13 protein-coding genes, 1 tRNA gene and 2 rRNA genes are annotated in these 17,036 nt (G+C 57.0%); 15 read left to right on the top strand and 1 reads right to left on the bottom strand.

The annotated features are described in order from the left end of the window. The first annotated feature begins 186 nt into the window (after nt 1-186). The 15 genes from RM6536_RS02615 to RM6536_RS02545 all read left to right on the top strand — a co-directional run bounded on the left by RM6536_RS02615 (nt 187) and on the right by RM6536_RS02545 (nt 15,666). Nucleotides 187-3,280 (top strand): 23S ribosomal RNA (locus tag RM6536_RS02615). Between the two features lie 94 nt (nt 3,281-3,374). Then, nucleotides 3,375-3,491 (top strand): 5S ribosomal RNA (gene rrf / locus RM6536_RS02610). A 309-nt stretch (nt 3,492-3,800) separates the two neighbouring features. Beyond that, entirely contained in the window at nt 3,801-4,544 is a 744-nt protein-coding gene (locus tag RM6536_RS02605) for a DUF6891 domain-containing protein (RefSeq protein ID WP_060823922.1), read from the top strand. Nucleotides 4,545-4,971: 427 nt separating this feature from the next. After that, the gene (locus RM6536_RS02600) at nt 4,972-5,850 is read left to right on the top strand and encodes a DsbA family protein (protein WP_060823921.1); all 879 of its coding nucleotides are present in this window, start codon (nt 4,972-4,974) and stop codon (nt 5,848-5,850) included. A 242-nt stretch (nt 5,851-6,092) separates the two neighbouring features. Next, a tRNA-Thr gene (locus RM6536_RS02595) sits at nt 6,093-6,166 on the top strand. A gap of 126 nt (nt 6,167-6,292) precedes the next feature. Next, complete coding sequence (locus RM6536_RS02590; RefSeq protein ID WP_060823920.1) at nt 6,293-8,491, top strand: acyltransferase family protein; 2,199 nt, start codon at nt 6,293-6,295, stop codon at nt 8,489-8,491. A gap of 139 nt (nt 8,492-8,630) precedes the next feature. Continuing rightward, nucleotides 8,631-9,461, top strand: a complete 831-nt coding sequence (locus tag RM6536_RS02585; protein WP_060823919.1) for an ABC transporter ATP-binding protein — start codon at nt 8,631-8,633, stop codon at nt 9,459-9,461. 158 nt (nt 9,462-9,619) lie between these two features. Continuing rightward, the gene (locus tag RM6536_RS02580) at nt 9,620-10,432 is read left to right on the top strand and encodes an SGNH/GDSL hydrolase family protein (RefSeq protein WP_060823918.1); all 813 of its coding nucleotides are present in this window, start codon (nt 9,620-9,622) and stop codon (nt 10,430-10,432) included. Between the two features lie 821 nt (nt 10,433-11,253). Beyond that, nucleotides 11,254-11,490: a 50S ribosomal protein L28 gene (gene rpmB / locus RM6536_RS02575; RefSeq protein WP_004005966.1), complete on the top strand. Its 237-nt coding sequence runs from the start codon at nt 11,254-11,256 to the stop codon at nt 11,488-11,490. A 3-nt stretch (nt 11,491-11,493) separates the two neighbouring features. Beyond that, nucleotides 11,494-11,664, top strand: a complete 171-nt coding sequence (gene rpmG / locus RM6536_RS02570) for a 50S ribosomal protein L33 (RefSeq protein ID WP_004005967.1) — start codon at nt 11,494-11,496, stop codon at nt 11,662-11,664. Nucleotides 11,665-11,666: 2 nt separating this feature from the next. After that, nucleotides 11,667-11,972 carry a 30S ribosomal protein S14 gene (gene rpsN / locus RM6536_RS02565; protein ID WP_005506731.1) on the top strand — a complete coding sequence of 102 codons (306 nt, stop codon included), beginning with the start codon at nt 11,667-11,669 and terminating at the stop codon, nt 11,970-11,972. 92 nt (nt 11,973-12,064) lie between these two features. Beyond that, on the top strand, nt 12,065-12,349 hold the full coding sequence (locus RM6536_RS02560) for an HU family DNA-binding protein (RefSeq protein ID WP_005509029.1): 285 nt from the start codon (nt 12,065-12,067) through the stop codon (nt 12,347-12,349). A gap of 541 nt (nt 12,350-12,890) precedes the next feature. Then, nucleotides 12,891-13,679: a hypothetical protein gene (locus tag RM6536_RS02555; protein WP_060823917.1), complete on the top strand. Its 789-nt coding sequence runs from the start codon at nt 12,891-12,893 to the stop codon at nt 13,677-13,679. Between the two features lie 212 nt (nt 13,680-13,891). Beyond that, a complete protein-coding gene (locus RM6536_RS02550; protein ID WP_060823916.1) occupies nt 13,892-14,605 on the top strand; it encodes a hypothetical protein in 714 nt (237 codons plus the stop codon). A gap of 308 nt (nt 14,606-14,913) precedes the next feature. Further along, on the top strand, nt 14,914-15,666 hold the full coding sequence (locus tag RM6536_RS02545; protein WP_060823915.1) for a hypothetical protein: 753 nt from the start codon (nt 14,914-14,916) through the stop codon (nt 15,664-15,666). A gap of 121 nt (nt 15,667-15,787) precedes the next feature. Here RM6536_RS02545 and RM6536_RS02540 read toward each other — a convergent pair whose 3' ends face one another. Next, complete coding sequence (locus tag RM6536_RS02540; RefSeq protein WP_060823914.1) at nt 15,788-17,026, bottom strand: alpha-hydroxy acid oxidase; 1,239 nt, start codon at nt 17,024-17,026, stop codon at nt 15,788-15,790. Between the last annotated feature and the right edge of the window lie 10 nt (nt 17,027-17,036).

Raw genomic sequence — 17,036 nt, 5'->3', positions numbered from 1 at the left:
TTGTGTTGTTCCTTTGTTTGCCTGGCATGGTGATGATGCAAATGTTTTTGTTTGTGTTGTTGTTGTGTTGTGGGTTGTTGTTTGAGAACTATATAGTGGACGCGAGCATCTTCTGGAATTTGCGTTGAATCAATGCTTTGGTGTTGGTTTGATTGTTGATTTTAGATTCTTATTTTTCTTGATTGTGTGTAAGTTATTAAGGGCACACGGTGGATGCCTTGGCATTAAGAGCCGATGAAGGACGTGTGAATCTGCGATAAGCCTCGGGGAGCCGATAACTGGGCTGTGATCCGAGGATTTCCGAATGGGGAAACCTGGCTCATCTTCATGGTGAGTTACCGCCAGCTGAATGTATAGGCTGGTTGGGGGGAACGCGGGGAAGTGAAACATCTCAGTACCCGCAGGAAGAGAAAATAAAGTAATGATTCTGTGAGTAGTGGCGAGCGAAAGCGGAAGAGACTAAACCTGTGGTGTGTGATAGCGGTTAGGCGTTGCATCATGGGGGTTGTGGGAGTCACAGTGGCAGTTCTAACTGGCTGCCGGCATGATGTTCAGGATGGTAGGTGAACGACTTGGAATGGTCGGCCGTAGAGGGTGAGAGTCCCGTAATCGAAATTGTTCTGTCCGTGGTGTGGCCACCCGAGTAGCACGGGGCTCGTGGAATCTCGTGTGAATCTGCCAGGACCACCTGGTAAGTCTAAATACTTCTTAATGACCGATAGTGAATCAGTACCGTGAGGGAATGGTGAAAAGTACCCCGGGAGGGGAGTGAAATAGTACCTGAAACCGTGTGCTTACAAGCCGTTGGAGCCTTTTGGGGTGACAGCGTGCCTTTTGAAGAATGAGCCTGCGAGTTAGTGTTATGTCGCGAGGTTAACCCGTGTGGGGTATCCGTAGCGAAAGCGAGTCTGAATAGGGCGTTTGAGTGGCATGACCTAGACCCGAAGCGGAGTGATCTATCCATGGCCAGGTTGAAGCGACGGTAAGACGTCGTGGAGGACCGAACCCACTTCAGTTGAAAATGGAGGGGATGAGCTGTGGATAGGGGTGAAAGGCCAATCAAACTCTGTGATAGCTGGTTCTCCCCGAAATGCATTTAGGTGCAGCGTTACGTGTTTCTTGCCGGAGGTAGAGCTACTGGATGGCCGATGGGCCTTCACGGGTTACTGACGTCAGCTAAACTCCGAATGCCGGTAAGTGAGAGCGTAGCAGTGAGACAGTGGGGGATAAGCTTCATTGTCGAGAGGGAAACAGCCCAGACCACCAACTAAGGCCCCTAAGCGTGTGCTAAGTGGGAAAGGATGTGGAGTTGCTTAGACAACCAGGAGGTTGGCTTAGAAGCAGCCATCCTTGAAAGAGTGCGTAACAGCTCACTGGTCAAGTGATTCTGCGCCGATAATGTAGCGGGGCTCAAGTACACCGCCGAAGTTGTGGCAATGACCCTTTGAGGGTTGTTGGGTAGGGGAGCGTCGTGTAGCCGGTGAAGCTGCGGTGTAAACCAGTGGTGGAGGCTATGCGAGTGAGAATGCAGGCATGAGTAGCGAAAGATGAGTGAGAAACTCATCCGCCGGATGATCAAGGGTTCCAGGGTCAAGTTAATCTGCCCTGGGTTAGTCGGGGCCTAAGGCGAGGCCGACAGGCGTAGTCGATGGATAACGGGTTGATATTCCCGTACCGGTGAAAAACCGCCCATACTGATATTGTGATGCTAACCATGCGAAGCATGATGTGCAGGCTTTTGTTTGTGTGTTGTGTGGGTTGTGGGACCCGATCTTTGGAGGTAAACGTGTTAACAGGTGTGACGCAGGAAGGTAGCCAAGCCACGCGATGGTTGTCGTGGTCTAAGCGTGTAGGGTTGTCGGTTGTTAAATGCGCCGGCTGTGTGCCTGAGACGTGATGGGACCCCGTTTTTGGGGGATTTGGTGATCCTATGCTGCCGAGAAAAGCATCGGCGTGAGGTTTTAGCCGCCCGTACCCTAAACCGACACAGGTGATCAGGTAGAGAATACTAAGGCGATCGAGAGAATCATGGTTAAGGAACTCGGCAAAATGCCCCCGTAACTTCGGGAGAAGGGGGACCTTGAGCGTGATGGGCACTTGCTGCCTGGAGCGTGTATGGGTCGCAGAGACCAGGGGGAAGCGACTGTTTATCAAAAACACAGGTCCGTGCGAAGTCGTAAGACGATGTATACGGACTGACTCCTGCCCGGTGCTGGAAGGTTAAGAGGATTGGTTAGCCCTTTTTGGGCGAAGCTGAGAATTTAAGCCCCAGTAAACGGCGGTGGTAACTATAACCATCCTAAGGTAGCGAAATTCCTTGTCGGGTAAGTTCCGACCTGCACGAATGGAGTAACGACTTCCCTACTGTCTCAACCATGAACTCGGCGAAATTGCAGTACGAGTAAAGATGCTCGTTTCGCGCAGCAGGACGGAAAGACCCCGTGACCTTTACTATAGTTTGGTATTGGTGTTTGGTTTGGCTTGTGTAGGATAGGTGGGAGACTGTGAAGCATGGACGCTAGTTTGTGTGGAGTCGTTGTTGAAATACCACTCTGGTCAATCTGGATGTCTAACTTCGGGCCATGATCTGGTTCAGGGACAGTGCCTGATGGGTAGTTTAACTGGGGCGGTTGCCTCCTAAAGTGTAACGGAGGCGCCCAAAGGTTCCCTCAGCCTGGTTGGCAATCAGGTGTTGAGTGTAAGTGCACAAGGGAGCTTGACTGTGAGACTGGCAGGTCGAGCAGGGACGAAAGTCGGGACTAGTGATCCGGCGGTACGTTGTGGAACGGCCGTCGCTCAACGGATAAAAGGTACCTCGGGGATAACAGGCTGATCTTGCCCAAGAGTCCATATCGACGGCATGGTTTGGCACCTCGATGTCGGCTCGTCGCATCCTGGGGCTGGAGTCGGTCCCAAGGGTTGGGCTGTTCGCCCATTAAAGCGGTACGCGAGCTGGGTTCAGAACGTCGTGAGACAGTTCGGTCCCTATCCGCTGCGCGCGTTGGAAATTTGAGAAAGGCTGTCCTTAGTACGAGAGGACCGGGACGGACGAACCTCTGGTATGTCAGTTGTACCGCCAGGTGCATGGCTGATTGGCTACGTTCGGGAGGGATAACCGCTGAAAGCATCTAAGCGGGAAGCCTGTTTCGAGATGAGATTTCCTGGCACTTTTTGGTGTGTGAGGCTCCTTATAGATGATGAGGTTGATAGGCCGGGTATGGAAGCGGGGACTGAAGACTCGTGGAGTTGACTGGTACTAATAGGCCGAAGGCTTACTTTTCAAGAAGTGTTTTGTTGTTTGCGTTCACTGTATGGTTTTTGGATAATAACCCTGGGCTTCCTTCGGGAGGCTGAGGCTTTTTATTCGGAAGATTTTCCGTGGTTATAGCAAGAGGGAAACGCCTGGTTCCATTCCGAACCCAGAAGCTAAGACTCTTTGCGCCGATGGTACTGCACTTTTGTGGGTGTGGGAGAGTAGGTCACCGCGGGTTTTTTATTCAAGAGGGGAAGACCTTATAGGTCTTCCCCTCTTTTTGCGTACCCAAAAACTCTTAGAACGAAAGACACCTAACTCGTCAGAGGCGCAGAGAATCATATACTCAGCAGAGAGATAGAGGAACAGGGGATGCAGCCTAGCTAGACAGCGTGACAGCCGGAGGCAGAGGCACGAGAGGGGGAGCTCACAGATCCGTCTGAATGACGAAATAGAGGGCGCGGTAGAGAAACTCTTGATACCTTAACAACAAGAGCAGTCCACATCTCTACCTCAACGAGTAGAGAGCAAACAAAGGAGCATCATCATGGCTGATGAGAAGAGCATCTACGAACGCTGGAGCGAAGAGCGCCTCGACCCGCCCTTCCCCAAAGAATGGGGACTGGACGAAGAAGACGAAGCCGAACTGCTCTGGCCCATCTGGCCCCTGCTGTTCATGGGTGAATCTGATACCGAACAGTACGTAGAAACCATCACCGATTATGTGATGGACGTACTCGGGCTGGAATACGACGGCGAAAACGAAGACAGCAAGCTCTGGGAAAAGCGCGTAGAGGACTACGTAGAAGAGCTCATCAAGCGTCGTCGTGCATTTGCAACAGAACTGGGCATTACCCCCGAAATGCAGAAGAACTCCAACCTCAACCGTGCCTTCGCTGCCCTGGAAGAAGAAGGCGTCATCGCACGACAGAACTTCACCTGCTGCGGTACCTGCGCCTCCGCAGAGATCTGGGACGAAATCGACGACAGCCGTGAATGGAAGGGATACATCTACTTCCACCAGCAGGACACCGAAAGCCTCGCTGAGAGCGGCGGTACCTACGTTGGTTTCGGTTCCTTCCTCGCCTACCCCAGGGATGAAGACAAGTGGAATGCCCTGAGCGACGCTCAGAAGGAAGAAATTAGGGCCCTTCACGAGAAGCTCTCCGTGCAGTTGCTGCGAGAGACGGTTATTCCCGTGCTGGAGAAGCACGGCCTGAGCGTGGAGTGGAAGGGTAACTACAACACCCGCCCCTTCATTGGTGGAGTGGAAGTCTACAACATTCCCTAACGGCCGGTGAGCTGAACCGGGTGGGTGCCTCGGCGTAGCTTGTGGCGGGGGAGGGAACCTCTCAATGCCACAAAAGTTTACAAGGAAAATAAGCTGAGAGCGTGAGAATACACATCACAGCATCTCACTCAGAGTATTAACTAGCCGATACGGCACCCATTCGGTAGGCTAGACGGGTAGCGCGGTACGTCCACACGAGAGATAAGGCAGAACCTATCCGCGTGATAGGAACTGATCGACATAGCTTTCAGCTGCTATGTACAGCAGGAAGCTAGAGCTCTAGAACACCCTGCCGGGGATAAGAACAACCCCGTGCCGGAAGAGTCAGGTCATCTGAGGCTTTGCTCGGATAGACGCTCACTCTAACCGGAGTAGGCTAGAAGAAGTGGACGAACCGCCACCCATATTCCCAACCAAAGGAGCAGGCATGTCGACCGACGCCCGCGAAAAAGCCCGCCAGATTGCGGCCCAGCAGGCCAAGAAGAGCCCCAGCCAGGCAAGCCGCCGCTGGCTCCAGCTCGGCGTACTCGCCGTGGTCCTCGTCATCGTAGGTATCATCGGCTTCGTCGTAATCAACGGCAACAAGAACACCAAGGTAGCAGAAAGCGGCCCGGTGCCCTCCAGCGCCAACGAATACGGCGGTATTGTGCTGACCAAGGACGGCATCGTCCAGAACTCCTCCACCCAGGAGACCCGCGACTTCAAGCAGCTCGCAACCTCGACCTCCTCCGTGACCCCCATGGTCAACGGAACCGTAGCCGCAGTCAACACCCTGCCCCCGGGCGTGCAGACCGCTGAAGAGGCATCCAAGAACGGCCAGCCCGTTCGCGTGACCATCTTCCAGGACTACAACTGCGTGCACTGTGCAGAGTTCGAGAAGAAGTACGGCGACGAAATCCAGAAGCTCGTCGAAGACGGCACCATCACCCTGGAAATCCGCAACCTGACCTTCCTGGACCGCTCCTCGCCCACCGCTTACTCCGCACGTAACGCGGCAGCTGCATACTCCGTGGCAAACCAGGTCAGCACCAGCGACTTCCTGAACTACCAGCGTGAGATCTTTACTCACCAGGGCCGCGGCGACATGAACAATCAGCAGATCGCCGATATTGCCTCGAAGTACCACGCCTCCATCGGCTCCGATATGAACGATGGCAGGTGGCGCCCCTTCGTGGACGTGGTCAACGCTGAATCCGCAAAGAACGGCATTCAGGGTACCCCCACCGTCTTCGTAGATGGCGACCAGTACACCAGCAACGACTTCAGCGCCTTCCTGAAGCAGAAGATCGAAGCAAAGAAGAAGTAACCGCTTCGATAGAAAAACCCGGTAACCTCCACGCGAGGCTACCGGGTTTTTCTATACGGTTTTTCTATACGCGGTGATGAGTACGAGGGGCGGGTTAGCAGCAAGCAGAAGTGGCGCTCCTAATGGGTAAACGAAGGAAACGAAGGTATCAAACAGGCATAATCTAGAAGCATTCTCAGGGCAAACCGCAAAAGGAACGCTAAGCAGACTCAACCAAGAGAATAAGGTACACTGGACAGGTTGCCTCCTTAGCTCAGTTGGCCAGAGCATCTGTCTTGTAAACAGAGGGTCACCGGTTCGAATCCGGTAGGGGGCTCAGAAAAATCCTGGTTCGCACCAGCCTCATAGCAGAGGTGCGGATCAGGATTTTATTGTACGGGTGCCCTGTAGCGTCTACAGGACCCGCACTAGCACATCGACGATCCATCCTGAGGAACCGAGAATGTCTGAAACCCCCGGAACCCCGCAGGCCCGCGCCTCGCAGGGAACCTACACCACTGCACCGCGCAGCATCAAAGCACGCGAAGCCAGCGACTACCCCCTCGAAGAGTTCATTGAATCGCGAGGGTTCCGCCCTGAAATTCAGGGCCTGCGCGCCTTCGCCGTGCTCCTCGTGGTGCTCTACCACGTCTGGTTCGGCAAAGTCTCCGGCGGTGTGGATGTCTTCCTCTTCATCTCTGCCTTCCTGCTCTCGCTCTCCTTCATGCGCAAGATCAACGAGGGCAAACCCCTCAACCTCTTCAACTACTGGCTGCACGTCTTCCAGCGACTGCTACCCGTAGCCACAGTGGTTATCGCGGCTACCACCATTGCGTCCTTCTTCGTGCTCGCGCCCAGCCGCTGGGCGCAAACCGTAACCGACGCAAAGAGCTCCCTGTTCTACTTCCAGAACTGGAACCTCGCGTTCAGCTCCGTAGACTACTACGCCCAAAATGCCTCCGTGAAGTCGCCCTTCCAGCACTTCTGGTCGCTCTCCATCCAGGGACAGATCTTCATCATCTGGCCCCTGCTCTTCGCTGCAGTAGCCTACGTCGTACACCGATTCCGCGGGAACCTCTTCACCACCGCGGTATTCATATTCAACACGGTGTTCGTCGCATCCCTGACCTTCTCCATCGTCGAAACCGACACCAACCAGGGATTTGCCTACTTCGACACCCGCACTCGCCTCTGGGAATTCGCCATCGGCACCCTGCTGGCAATGCTCACCCTCAAGTGGAAAGCACCCGAAAAGGCGCGAGTCATCATGGGTTGGGTCGGCATTATTGGCCTGGTCACCTGTGGCGCCATCCTGCCCGTTGAACGAGCATTCCCCGGCTACCTGGCACTCTGGCCCGTCATCTCCGGTGCGCTCGTCATCATGGCAGGCCGCACCAACAGCCGCTGGGGCATCGACCGACTGCTGGTCTCTGCACCCCTGCAGAACCTCGGCAACATCTCCTACGCCCTGTACCTGGTGCACTGGCCCATCCTCATTCTCTACAGCAGCGCCGTCGGAACCTCTCGTGTGAACGTCATCGAAGGCACCATCATCATCCTTGTCTCCATCGGTCTGGCATGGCTACTCATCCGCTTCGTCGAAAAGCCGCTACGCTACCGCAAGGACCCCTTTGTACCCTGGCTCATGATGAAGATGCGCTTCAAGACCATCTTCTCCGTCAAGACCTGGGCAGACCAGCTCGCCTTCATCCTTGCAATCTTCCTGGTCGCCGGCGTGCCCCTGGCCGCCGCACAGACCTGGATTGGCTACCGCAACACCCAGTCCGAGCAGAACGCCGAACTGCAGGTACAGACCGCCAGCGAAAACTACCCCGGCGCCCGGGCTATTGGCGGTGCCCAGCAGGGACTCATTGACAACCCCATCCCCTCTGGTGGTGATGTCAAGGCCCAGTACGAGGGACTGAGTGACCCCTGCACTGGCGTCTTCGCTCCCTCCGACCCGGCACTCGCCAAGTACTGTAACGTGCAGAAGTACGGCCCCGAGGACGCACCGCTGACCATGGTCATCGGTAACTCCCACGCCGAGCAGGCGCTGAGCATCTTCAAGCCCATTGCAGAGCAGACCAAGACCAACCTGCAGACCTACCTGCTCGGTGGCTGCCAGTACCCGGTCCGCTCCGTCAACGCCGGTAACGAATGCTCGGAATTCAACACCAAGATGACCGAGGAAATTATCAAGCGTAAGCCGCAGACCGTGGTCTTCATCGCGACCATTGCCCAGGCACGTTCGAATGACGAACGAGCCGACCCGAGCCTCGACGAGACGGTCCGCCGCCTCACCGAGGCAGGAATCCAGGTCATCGGCCTGCGCGATAACCCGCGTTTCGAGTACAACATCTACGAATGTGCTCAGAAGGCCGGTACCGACAAGAGCTCCTGTGCGCGACCCGCAAGTGACAAGTACGCCGCAGAAAACCCAGCGAAGGAAATCTTCGACAAGTACCGCGACCAGGGCGCCGTCATGGTGGACCTGAAGGACCTGTACTGCCCCAACGGCATGTGCAGCCCCGTGGTTGGAAATATCTACGTCTACTTCGACGACAACCATGTCTCCAAGACCTACGGGCGCACCATGGCGCAGGAAGTCTTCCAGCGTGCAGCGGAAGGCGGCTGGCTCGTCAGCGGAAAAGTGAACTTCTAAAGTTCGCCAATATAGTGAATCCCCCGCGCTGTTCTCCAGAAATGTGAACAGAGCGGGGGATCCGCTATTTTCTTACCCAAAATTAGGATAGGCTAAGTTATGAGGCTCCGGGAGAAGCCGTAGGAGAAGAAAGGACGCCATGAAAGAAATCACCGAACGCACCCTTAAAGTCGAGAACGTCAGCCTCGGCTACGGCGAAACCACCATCGTCAAAGACCTCTCCCTCGAATTCCCCAAGGGCAAAATCACCGCCATTATCGGCCCTAACGGCTGCGGCAAGTCCACCCTGCTACGCGGTGTCTCCCGACTGCTCAAGCCCCTCAACGGTGACTTCACCCTCGACGGTAAGTCAACCCACGAATACTCCATGAAGGGCTTCGCCCGCATGGTCGGGCTCATGCCCCAGCACCCCATCGCTCCCGAAGGCATTACCGTAGCCGACCTGGTCTCCCGAGGACGCTACCCCTACCAAGGCCTCTTCAAACGCAATAGCGCCGAAGATGACGAGGCGGTTGCTTGGGCTCTCGAAGCCACCGATACCATGTCCCTTGCAGAACGCCAGGTCACCGAACTCTCCGGCGGCCAACGCCAGCGCGTCTGGATCGCCATGGCGCTCGCCCAGGAAACCGATATCCTACTGCTGGACGAACCGACCACCTACCTCGACCTGGCACATCAGGTGGAGCTACTCGACCTGCTCTCGGAACTCAACGAACAGCGCGGCACCACCATGATCATGGTGCTGCACGAACTGAACCTCGCCGCCCGAGTCGCCGATTATCTCGTCGCGATGAAGGACGGCTCCATCGTTGCCCAAGGCGAAGCACACGATGTGCTCACCCGCGAGAACCTGCACACCATCTTCAACCTGAAAGCAGAGGTCGCCGATCCGTTTAACGACGGTAGCGTGGTGGTGGTACCGCACCCGCGTAGCGCGCCCGCAGCTGCCGGTTCAGCTATTGCATCCTAAGAAACCCCTGCTCATATCTGATAAAGAGCCCATAACAGTGGGATACTGGAGAGCAGGACGCACCGAAAGCTAAGCGAAGAAGCCGGTACACCGCGCGGGTGTACCGGCTTTTTCCATAGAAGGGGCATTCTCTACAGAGGCCCGGAAAGAAGAACACAATGACGACCCCGCTCCTAGACTCCAACGGCAAGCTCAACGGTGAATCAGTACGCTACGTGGCAATTGGTGACTCCTTCACTGAAGGTGTGGGCGATGTTGACCGCCGCCGCCCCAACAGCCTGCGCGGCTGGGCTGACCGCGTTGCCGAAGGCCTCGGTGCAGTAGACCCGCAGGCACAGTACGCAAACCTCGCCATCCGCGGCCGCCTGCTCATTCCCATCCTCGAAGAGCAGCTGCCCCACGCCCTGGACCTGAAGCCCAACCTCGTCACCTTCTACGGCGGCGGCAACGACATCATGCGACCCAACGTGGATATCGACCAGCTCATGACCCACGTAGACGAAGCCTTCGCCACCCTGCGCGGCGAAGGAATCGAAGTGCTTACCATAACCGGCCTGGACGTGCAGGGCCAGGGCCCCTTCGCCCGCACCCGCGGCCGCACCGCCACCTACAACGAACTACTGCGTGGCATCGCCGAAGACCACGGCGTGCACATCATCGACTACTGGCGCTGGAATGACTTCCTCGACTGGCGCCTGTGGGCTGACGATCGCCTGCACATGAACGACCTCGGCCACGAACGCTTTGCATCCCGCGTGCTGGCACAGCTCGGCCTGCCCGGTGTGGTCACCGAACCGGTACTGCCCCCGGAGGTGCAGCTGACCGTTCGTGAGAAGGTTGAGCAGGAGGCGCGCTGGGTTCGCGAGTTTGCCCTGCCGTGGATCGGTCGCCGCTTGAAGGGTACGAGCTCCGGCGATGGTGTGAGCCCCAAGTACCCGCAGTGGGTCCCCGCGGCAAGCCTTAAGAACTAGGGTCACGGAGGCTCACGGTACGGCGTAGAACTGTATGCCGGGGGAGTACCCTGTGCTGTATTTGTGTTGTATCTGTACCGTATTTGTGCCCGCCTCTACGCCGTAACGGGAACGGCAAATCCGCCGTTACTCGTACCGTTGCGAACCCATAAACTGCCCTTTAAAACCGGGGCGGAAGCGTTAAAACGAGAGTTAAATGCTCTTTAAACACGTGTTTAAGCCTGTTTAACAGCCCTGCGCACACCGCAAAAGTCGGTGGCACGGGGCTGTTTACGGCTTAAATCCGGCTTAAGCTGTTAATCTCACAACATGAATTTCACCGGTGTAATTTATCCCCGGTCACATAGAGAACAGTCGTTCTTAAAATGGCGCATTAACGCCTGACTAGGGGCGTTAAAGAATTCCTTAAAAACACCTGGACTTGCAAAAACACCCATTTTTGGTAGAATGGATAGGTATGTTTGCCGTTCGAAGGCAGGCGTGCATCCGCGAATCGAGCACTTCGCTTAAACGAGGCGCAATCGGCTCAGAACACCGAGATTCCGCGGATTTTTAAGGCAAAATCCGGCGTGCAGGCTTGCACGAACCCCCGTATTTACCTAGAATTTAACGCTGTTCGTAGTGGTGGAAACGCCTCTCGACACTAATAAGCTTCACCGTTTTTCCCGCGGCGGGGATCGATGCGTGGCCTCTCACCCACGTGACGATCTCAAACACTCTAGCCCGGCGAATAACCCGGTGCTTCTACATTGGTGGCGGGACGCTCACGAGTAACATCGACTGCGTACCGTCATAAAAGTCAATCAATAAAGGAGTGAAACATGGCAGCAGTCTGCCAGGTGACCGGAGCTGTTCCCGGCTTTGGACACAGCATTTCGCACTCGCATCGCCGCAACAAGCGTCGATTCGACCCGAACGTTCAGAAGAAGACCTACTGGGTTCCTTCGCTGCGTCGTAAGGTAACCCTGAACGTGTCCGCTAAGGGCATCAAGGTTATCGATGCTCGTGGCATCGATGCCGTTGTTGCAGAAATCATCGCACGCGGGGAGAAGATCTAGTAAATGGCATCCAAGGCTAAGGACCTCCGTCCTATCATCAAGCTCAAGTCCACTGCTGGCACCGGTTACACCTACGTGACCCGTAAGAACCGCCGCAACAACCCCGACCGCATGGTGCTGAAGAAGTACGACCCCGTCGTCCGCAAGCACGTTGACTTCCGAGAGGAGCGCTAAGAATGGCTAAGAAGTCCAAGATCGCTCGCAACGAGCAGCGCAAGGTCATCGTCGCTCGCTACAACGAGAAGCGTATCGCGCTGAAGAAGACCCTGATCGACGAGAACGCTACCCCCGAGGAGCGCGAAGCAGCACGCGTGGCACTGCAGAAGCTGCCCCGCAACGCTTCCCCCGTTCGCGTGCGTAACCGCGACCAGATCGACGGCCGTCCCCGCGGTACCTTCCAGAAGTTCGGTATCTCCCGCGTGCGCTTCCGCGAGATGGCACACCGTGGCGAGCTGCCCGGTATCACCAAGTCCAGCTGGTAAATCTGGTATTTTAGTTCCTAAACGGTTTTCCGTCGTCACCGACGGTCACTCGCTTTAGACTCAAACCTTAAGTCTCTGGAAGGGGCACCCTAATGGCTAAGAACCGTACCGAACTCGTTGCAGAGGTTGCAGAGAAGTCTGGCAAGAGCCAGGCAACCGTGAATGCAGTCCTCGACGCAGTGTTCCAGGTTTTCGAGTCTTCCGTCTCCAAGGGCGAGAAGATCACCATCCCCGGTTGGATGGCAATCGAGCGTACTGACCGTGCAGCTCGTACCGGCCGTAACCCGCAGACCGGCGAAACTATCCAGATTCCCGCCGGTCACGGCGTGAAGCTGACCGCAGGCTCCAAGCTGAAGGCAGCAGTCGCTAAGAAGTAATTCTTGAGACTTTGAATCTGATAAAAGACCCTCACCTTTACGGTGGGGGTCTTTTATTATGTTCGAATGCTTATCCCTTGGTCTAAGGCTGTACGTGGGTCTAAGGATGTACGTGGCGGGAAGATAGCGGGGCGGGGGCTGGGGAGGTGCACGCGGCGGTGAACGCGTGCAAGGTGGGTCTTCAGGACCCTAACCTTCAACTCGAGCTATAAAACACAGAAAGTAGCCCGGTTTCATAGGAGAAACTCTGATGTACTACAGAAAAAATAAAGAAAATTTATACATTTGAATAGAAAGCTATGCATGAGATGAGCGAAAAATCGCGAGTATGAAACCCTGCTGGGAAAAATACTTATACATCGCCGTCCAGACACAGCTTAAACACAGCAAACTAAAGCTCAATCTTAGACTCACACCCTAAGCTGGAATCACCGGCGAAGGAAAAGCCACACACCATACACAACGGCCCCGTCCCACCCGGCAAATCAACCATACAAACCCCGGACGACCGACCCTCCGGGACTCACTAGGAGAAGCCCTCATGGCACGCCCCGCTCAGCGTACTTCCGCACCGCCCACCAACCACCGCCTCCGCACCGGCGCGGCAGCACTGTCCATCGCAGCAATCGCAGCACTCGGCCTGAGCGCCTGCGGCACCCAGAACACCTCCAGCCCGGCACCCACTGCCACCGCAACCGCTAAGGCATCCTCCACTGCCGACGCAGCAGTCAACGCAGGCAACGGCAAGGTCACCGTCAAGGCAAGCGATGCAGCCTCCCCGAGCGCCACCGCAAGCAGCTCCCCGGGCACCGTCACCGTCACCGAAGACGGCGTGACCGTCAACGGTGCAAACGGTACCGGCGTCACCGCAGACGCTAGCGGCAACGCAACCGTCAATGGCGGCACCGCAGCTAACGGCTCGGCATCCAACAACTCCGGCTCCTCCGCACAGGTCGACGAGAAGGCAGGGGAGAGCGCCGGCTCCAAGAACAACTCGAACGGCACCTCCGGTAGCGTCACCGTCAGCGCCGCCAACGGCTACACCGTGATTCAGCTCGACGCTGACGGCGGCTGGTCCTACCACACCCCCAACGGTGACATCGTTGATGTGGAAGCTGACGGCTCTTGGGAACGCGTCGGTCCCAGCGGCAATGTAGAGGTGAACGCAGACGGCTCCTGGGAGCTCGTCGGAACCTCCGGTGTTGTCGAAGTGAAGGCTGATGGCTCCTGGGAGCGGACCGGTCATGGTGACTTCCAGGTACCTGTCGTACCCGTCAAGCCCGCCGGTGCTGGCGCTGACCCCGTCAAGCCCGTCACTCCCCGCCGCTAAGAAGCTGGCTGACAAGCTGGGTGAAAACGTAGGCTATCCCACTCGCTAGAATGCGGATAAACGCCCACACGCCCGGATAATCACACCAAACTCGATAGAATTAACGCGGTTGGTTACACCGATAATCGTTATGGAATCCCACAAGGATTCTGCGCACGACGCGAATACGTCGTCAACTAGCCGCACCATACTAACAACCACAAGGAGAAACAATGGCAATCGCCCCCGCAATGAAGAAGACCACCGCGGTTCTGTCCATCGCTTTCGCAGGCGCACTGGGCCTGAGCGCATGTGGCTCCCAGTCCTCTTCCACCACCGCCACTGCATCCGCATCCGCTTCTGCTTCGGCAACTGCGTCCGCAACCGCATCGGCTAAGGCATCTTCTGCAGCAACCACCTCTGCAGCTTCCGCTTCCGCTACTGCAGACGTGAAGGTTGACAAGGACGGCAACGTCACCGTCAAGGCTAACGACGGCGAAGGCAACTCCGCAGACGTGAAGGTCGGCGCAGACGGCAAGGCTTCCGTTAACGCTAAGGACTCCGAGGGTAACTCCTCCAAGGTAGAGTCCGACGAAAAGGGCACCAAGGTTGAGTCCAAGGACTCCGAGGGTAACTCCTCCTCCACCGTTGAGGGCGACGTTCTTGTCTCTGAAGAGGGCGGCTGGTCCATTCAGGGCGACGAGGGCCAGGTAGCTGTACAGGCTGACGGCTCCTGGAGCCGTCAGGACGCAAACGGCCAGGTTGCAGTCAAGGCTGACGGCTCCTGGAGCATCCAGACTAACAGCGGTCTGCAGGCAACCGTGGACGCATCCGGTGAACTAACCTCCCTCGTTGGTGGCGAGAAGGCTGACCTGAAGGCTCCGAAGGTTCCCGCAAAGCCCGCACAGGCTAAGGTCAACCCCGTCAAGCCTGCACAGCCCAAGTAAGCTGTCAAGAGCTAACAACGGCCAGTGACGCTCCCAGAGCGTAACAGTCCGTGACGTATGAAGACGCCCCGTGCGCATCCGAACGTGATGCGTGCGGGGCGCTTTTGCGTCTTCAAGCTGCACTGAGAAGACCAGTAGAGCTGAGAAGACCAGCGAAAGTAGCGGGGGAGGGGACACCGTAACAACTCAGGGAGCTTCCAGGTCGCGGTGCTAGCATGAAGGCGTACACCGGGCATACCGGAGTACAGGTCAACCACACTACGCACTGCGCCGTTGCAGAGCGGCGCATACAGAAAAGAGAAACTACAGTGAAGAAGTCTATTGCTGTTCTGTCCCTGACCATTGCCGGTGCCCTTGGCCTCGCAGCCTGCGGCGGCAACTCCGGCACCAATTCCGGCTCCTCCGCATCGGCAAGCGCGTCTGCTTCTGCAACCGCTTCCGCAACTGCCTCGGCACCCGCAAGCACCTCCGCAGCAGCAACCAGCAAGAGCACCACCTCCGCAGCAGCTGAAACCACCAAGGCAGAAACCAAGACCACCCAGGGCACCATCAGCGCCCCCAGCGGTCTGCCCAGCGAAGCAACCGAAGCACTCAAGAAGGGCCAGGAATCCGCCGAGCAGGCAACCTCCGCAGGCTACACTGCCAGCAAGAAAGCCCTGGAGCAGCTCAAGGACGAGTCCGGCGTGAAGAAGGTTCAGACCAGCGACGGCACCGTCTACTACACCGATAAATTCGCTGCATTCGAATCCAAGGACGGTGCTATCGTCAGCATCCAGAATAACGGTGTATGGACCAGCATCGACTCCAACGGTACGACCATCGTCGTGAGCGAGGACGGCTCCTGGATCAAGACCAACCCCAAGGACAACCTCTACACCGTCGTCAAGGCAGACGGCACCGCATCCGTGCTGAACACCAAGACCTTCGAGAAGGCGACCGACGTCTCCAGCATCGAGACCCCGAAGGCCCCCGGCCGCATCGACGGCTTCAGCGGCACCGCTAAGACCCCGGTCAAGCCCACCAAGATTGGTGACCTCTCCGAGGTTGCAGGCGCCAAGTAAAAACTAGCTCCTGCCCCCGGGCCGAACAGGCCGCCAGAACAGGGACACCAGCGCCCCGTGCGCATCTATTCGTGATGCGTGCGGGGCGCCTTCAACTATTTCTTGCCCGGGGTGGAGAGGCTTAGATCTTCGGAATGGGTTGCAGGCGGCGCAATTGCGTCACATGCTTGGGTTCGAGTTCCTCAACGCAACTGACCTGTAGCAGGCGCATTGTGCGGCGCACCTCTTCCGAGAGGATCTCAATCGTGCGATCCACACCGCGGCGGCCACCCGCCATGAGTCCGTATAGGTAGGCGCGGCCAATCAGCGTGAACTTGGCGCCCAAGGCCAGCGAGGCCACCACATCCGCGCCGTTCATAATGCCGGTATCCACCATAACTTCGGTGTCCTTGCCGACTTCGCGAACCACTTCCGGGAGCAGGTGGAAGGGAACCGGAGCGCGGTCCAGCTGGCGGCCGCCGTGGTTCGACAATAGGATACCGTCCACGCCTAAATCAGCCAGCTTCTTGGAATCCTCCACGTTTTGCACGCCCTTAATGACAATCTTGCCGGGCCACAACTCGCGGATTTCCTTAAGATCCTCGTAATTGATGGACGGATCCATGGCGGCGTCCAGCAATTCGCCCACCGTGCCGCCTGTCGAGGAGAGTGAAGCGAACTCCAATTTGGGTGTGGTGAGGAAGTCATACCACCACCACGGGCGCGGAATCGCGTTCGCCACTGTCTTCAGCGAAAGCTGGGGCGGAATGGAGAAGCCGTTGCGCTTATCGCGCAGGCGCGCCCCCGCAATGGGTGTATCTACAGTGAAGAAGAGCGTATCGTAGCCAGCCTTTGCGGCGCGCTCGACCAAGCCGTAGGAAATCTCACGCTGACGCATCACGTACAGCTGGAACCACAGGCGGCCATTTGGGTTGACTCGGCGCACATCCTCAATGCTGGTTGTACCCAGGGTTGAGAGGGTGAAGGGGATGCCCGCTGCCCCCGCCGCGCCGGATCCGGCAATCTCGCCTTCGGTCTGCATGAGGCGTGTAAAGCCCGTGGGAGCGATACCGAAGGGTAGAGCGGAGGTGCCACCCAGTACCTTCGTGGTGGTGTCTACGGTGGAAACATCCGTCAGGATGCCCGGGTGGAACTCGATATCCTCGAAGGCCTGGCGGGCGCGGGTCATTGACAGTTCACCTTCCGCGGCGCCGTCCGTGTAGTCGAAAGCGGCGGCTGGTGTGCGGCGCTTTGCGATGCGGCGCAAATCGTAGATGGTCAGTGCGCTCTGTAGGCGGTTGCCTGCAAAGTCGAGGCTGGGCTTCTTGAATTGCATAAATTCAAGTAGTTCGCTGGGCTTGGGGAGCTGACGTTGCACCATGGGAGGCCTT

The organism is Rothia mucilaginosa (assembly GCF_001548235.1).
Lineage (GTDB): Bacteria > Actinomycetota > Actinomycetes > Actinomycetales > Micrococcaceae > Rothia > Rothia mucilaginosa_B.
The sequence above is the reverse complement of the archived record's forward strand: the minus strand, read 5'-3'. Positions and strand labels throughout refer to the sequence as shown.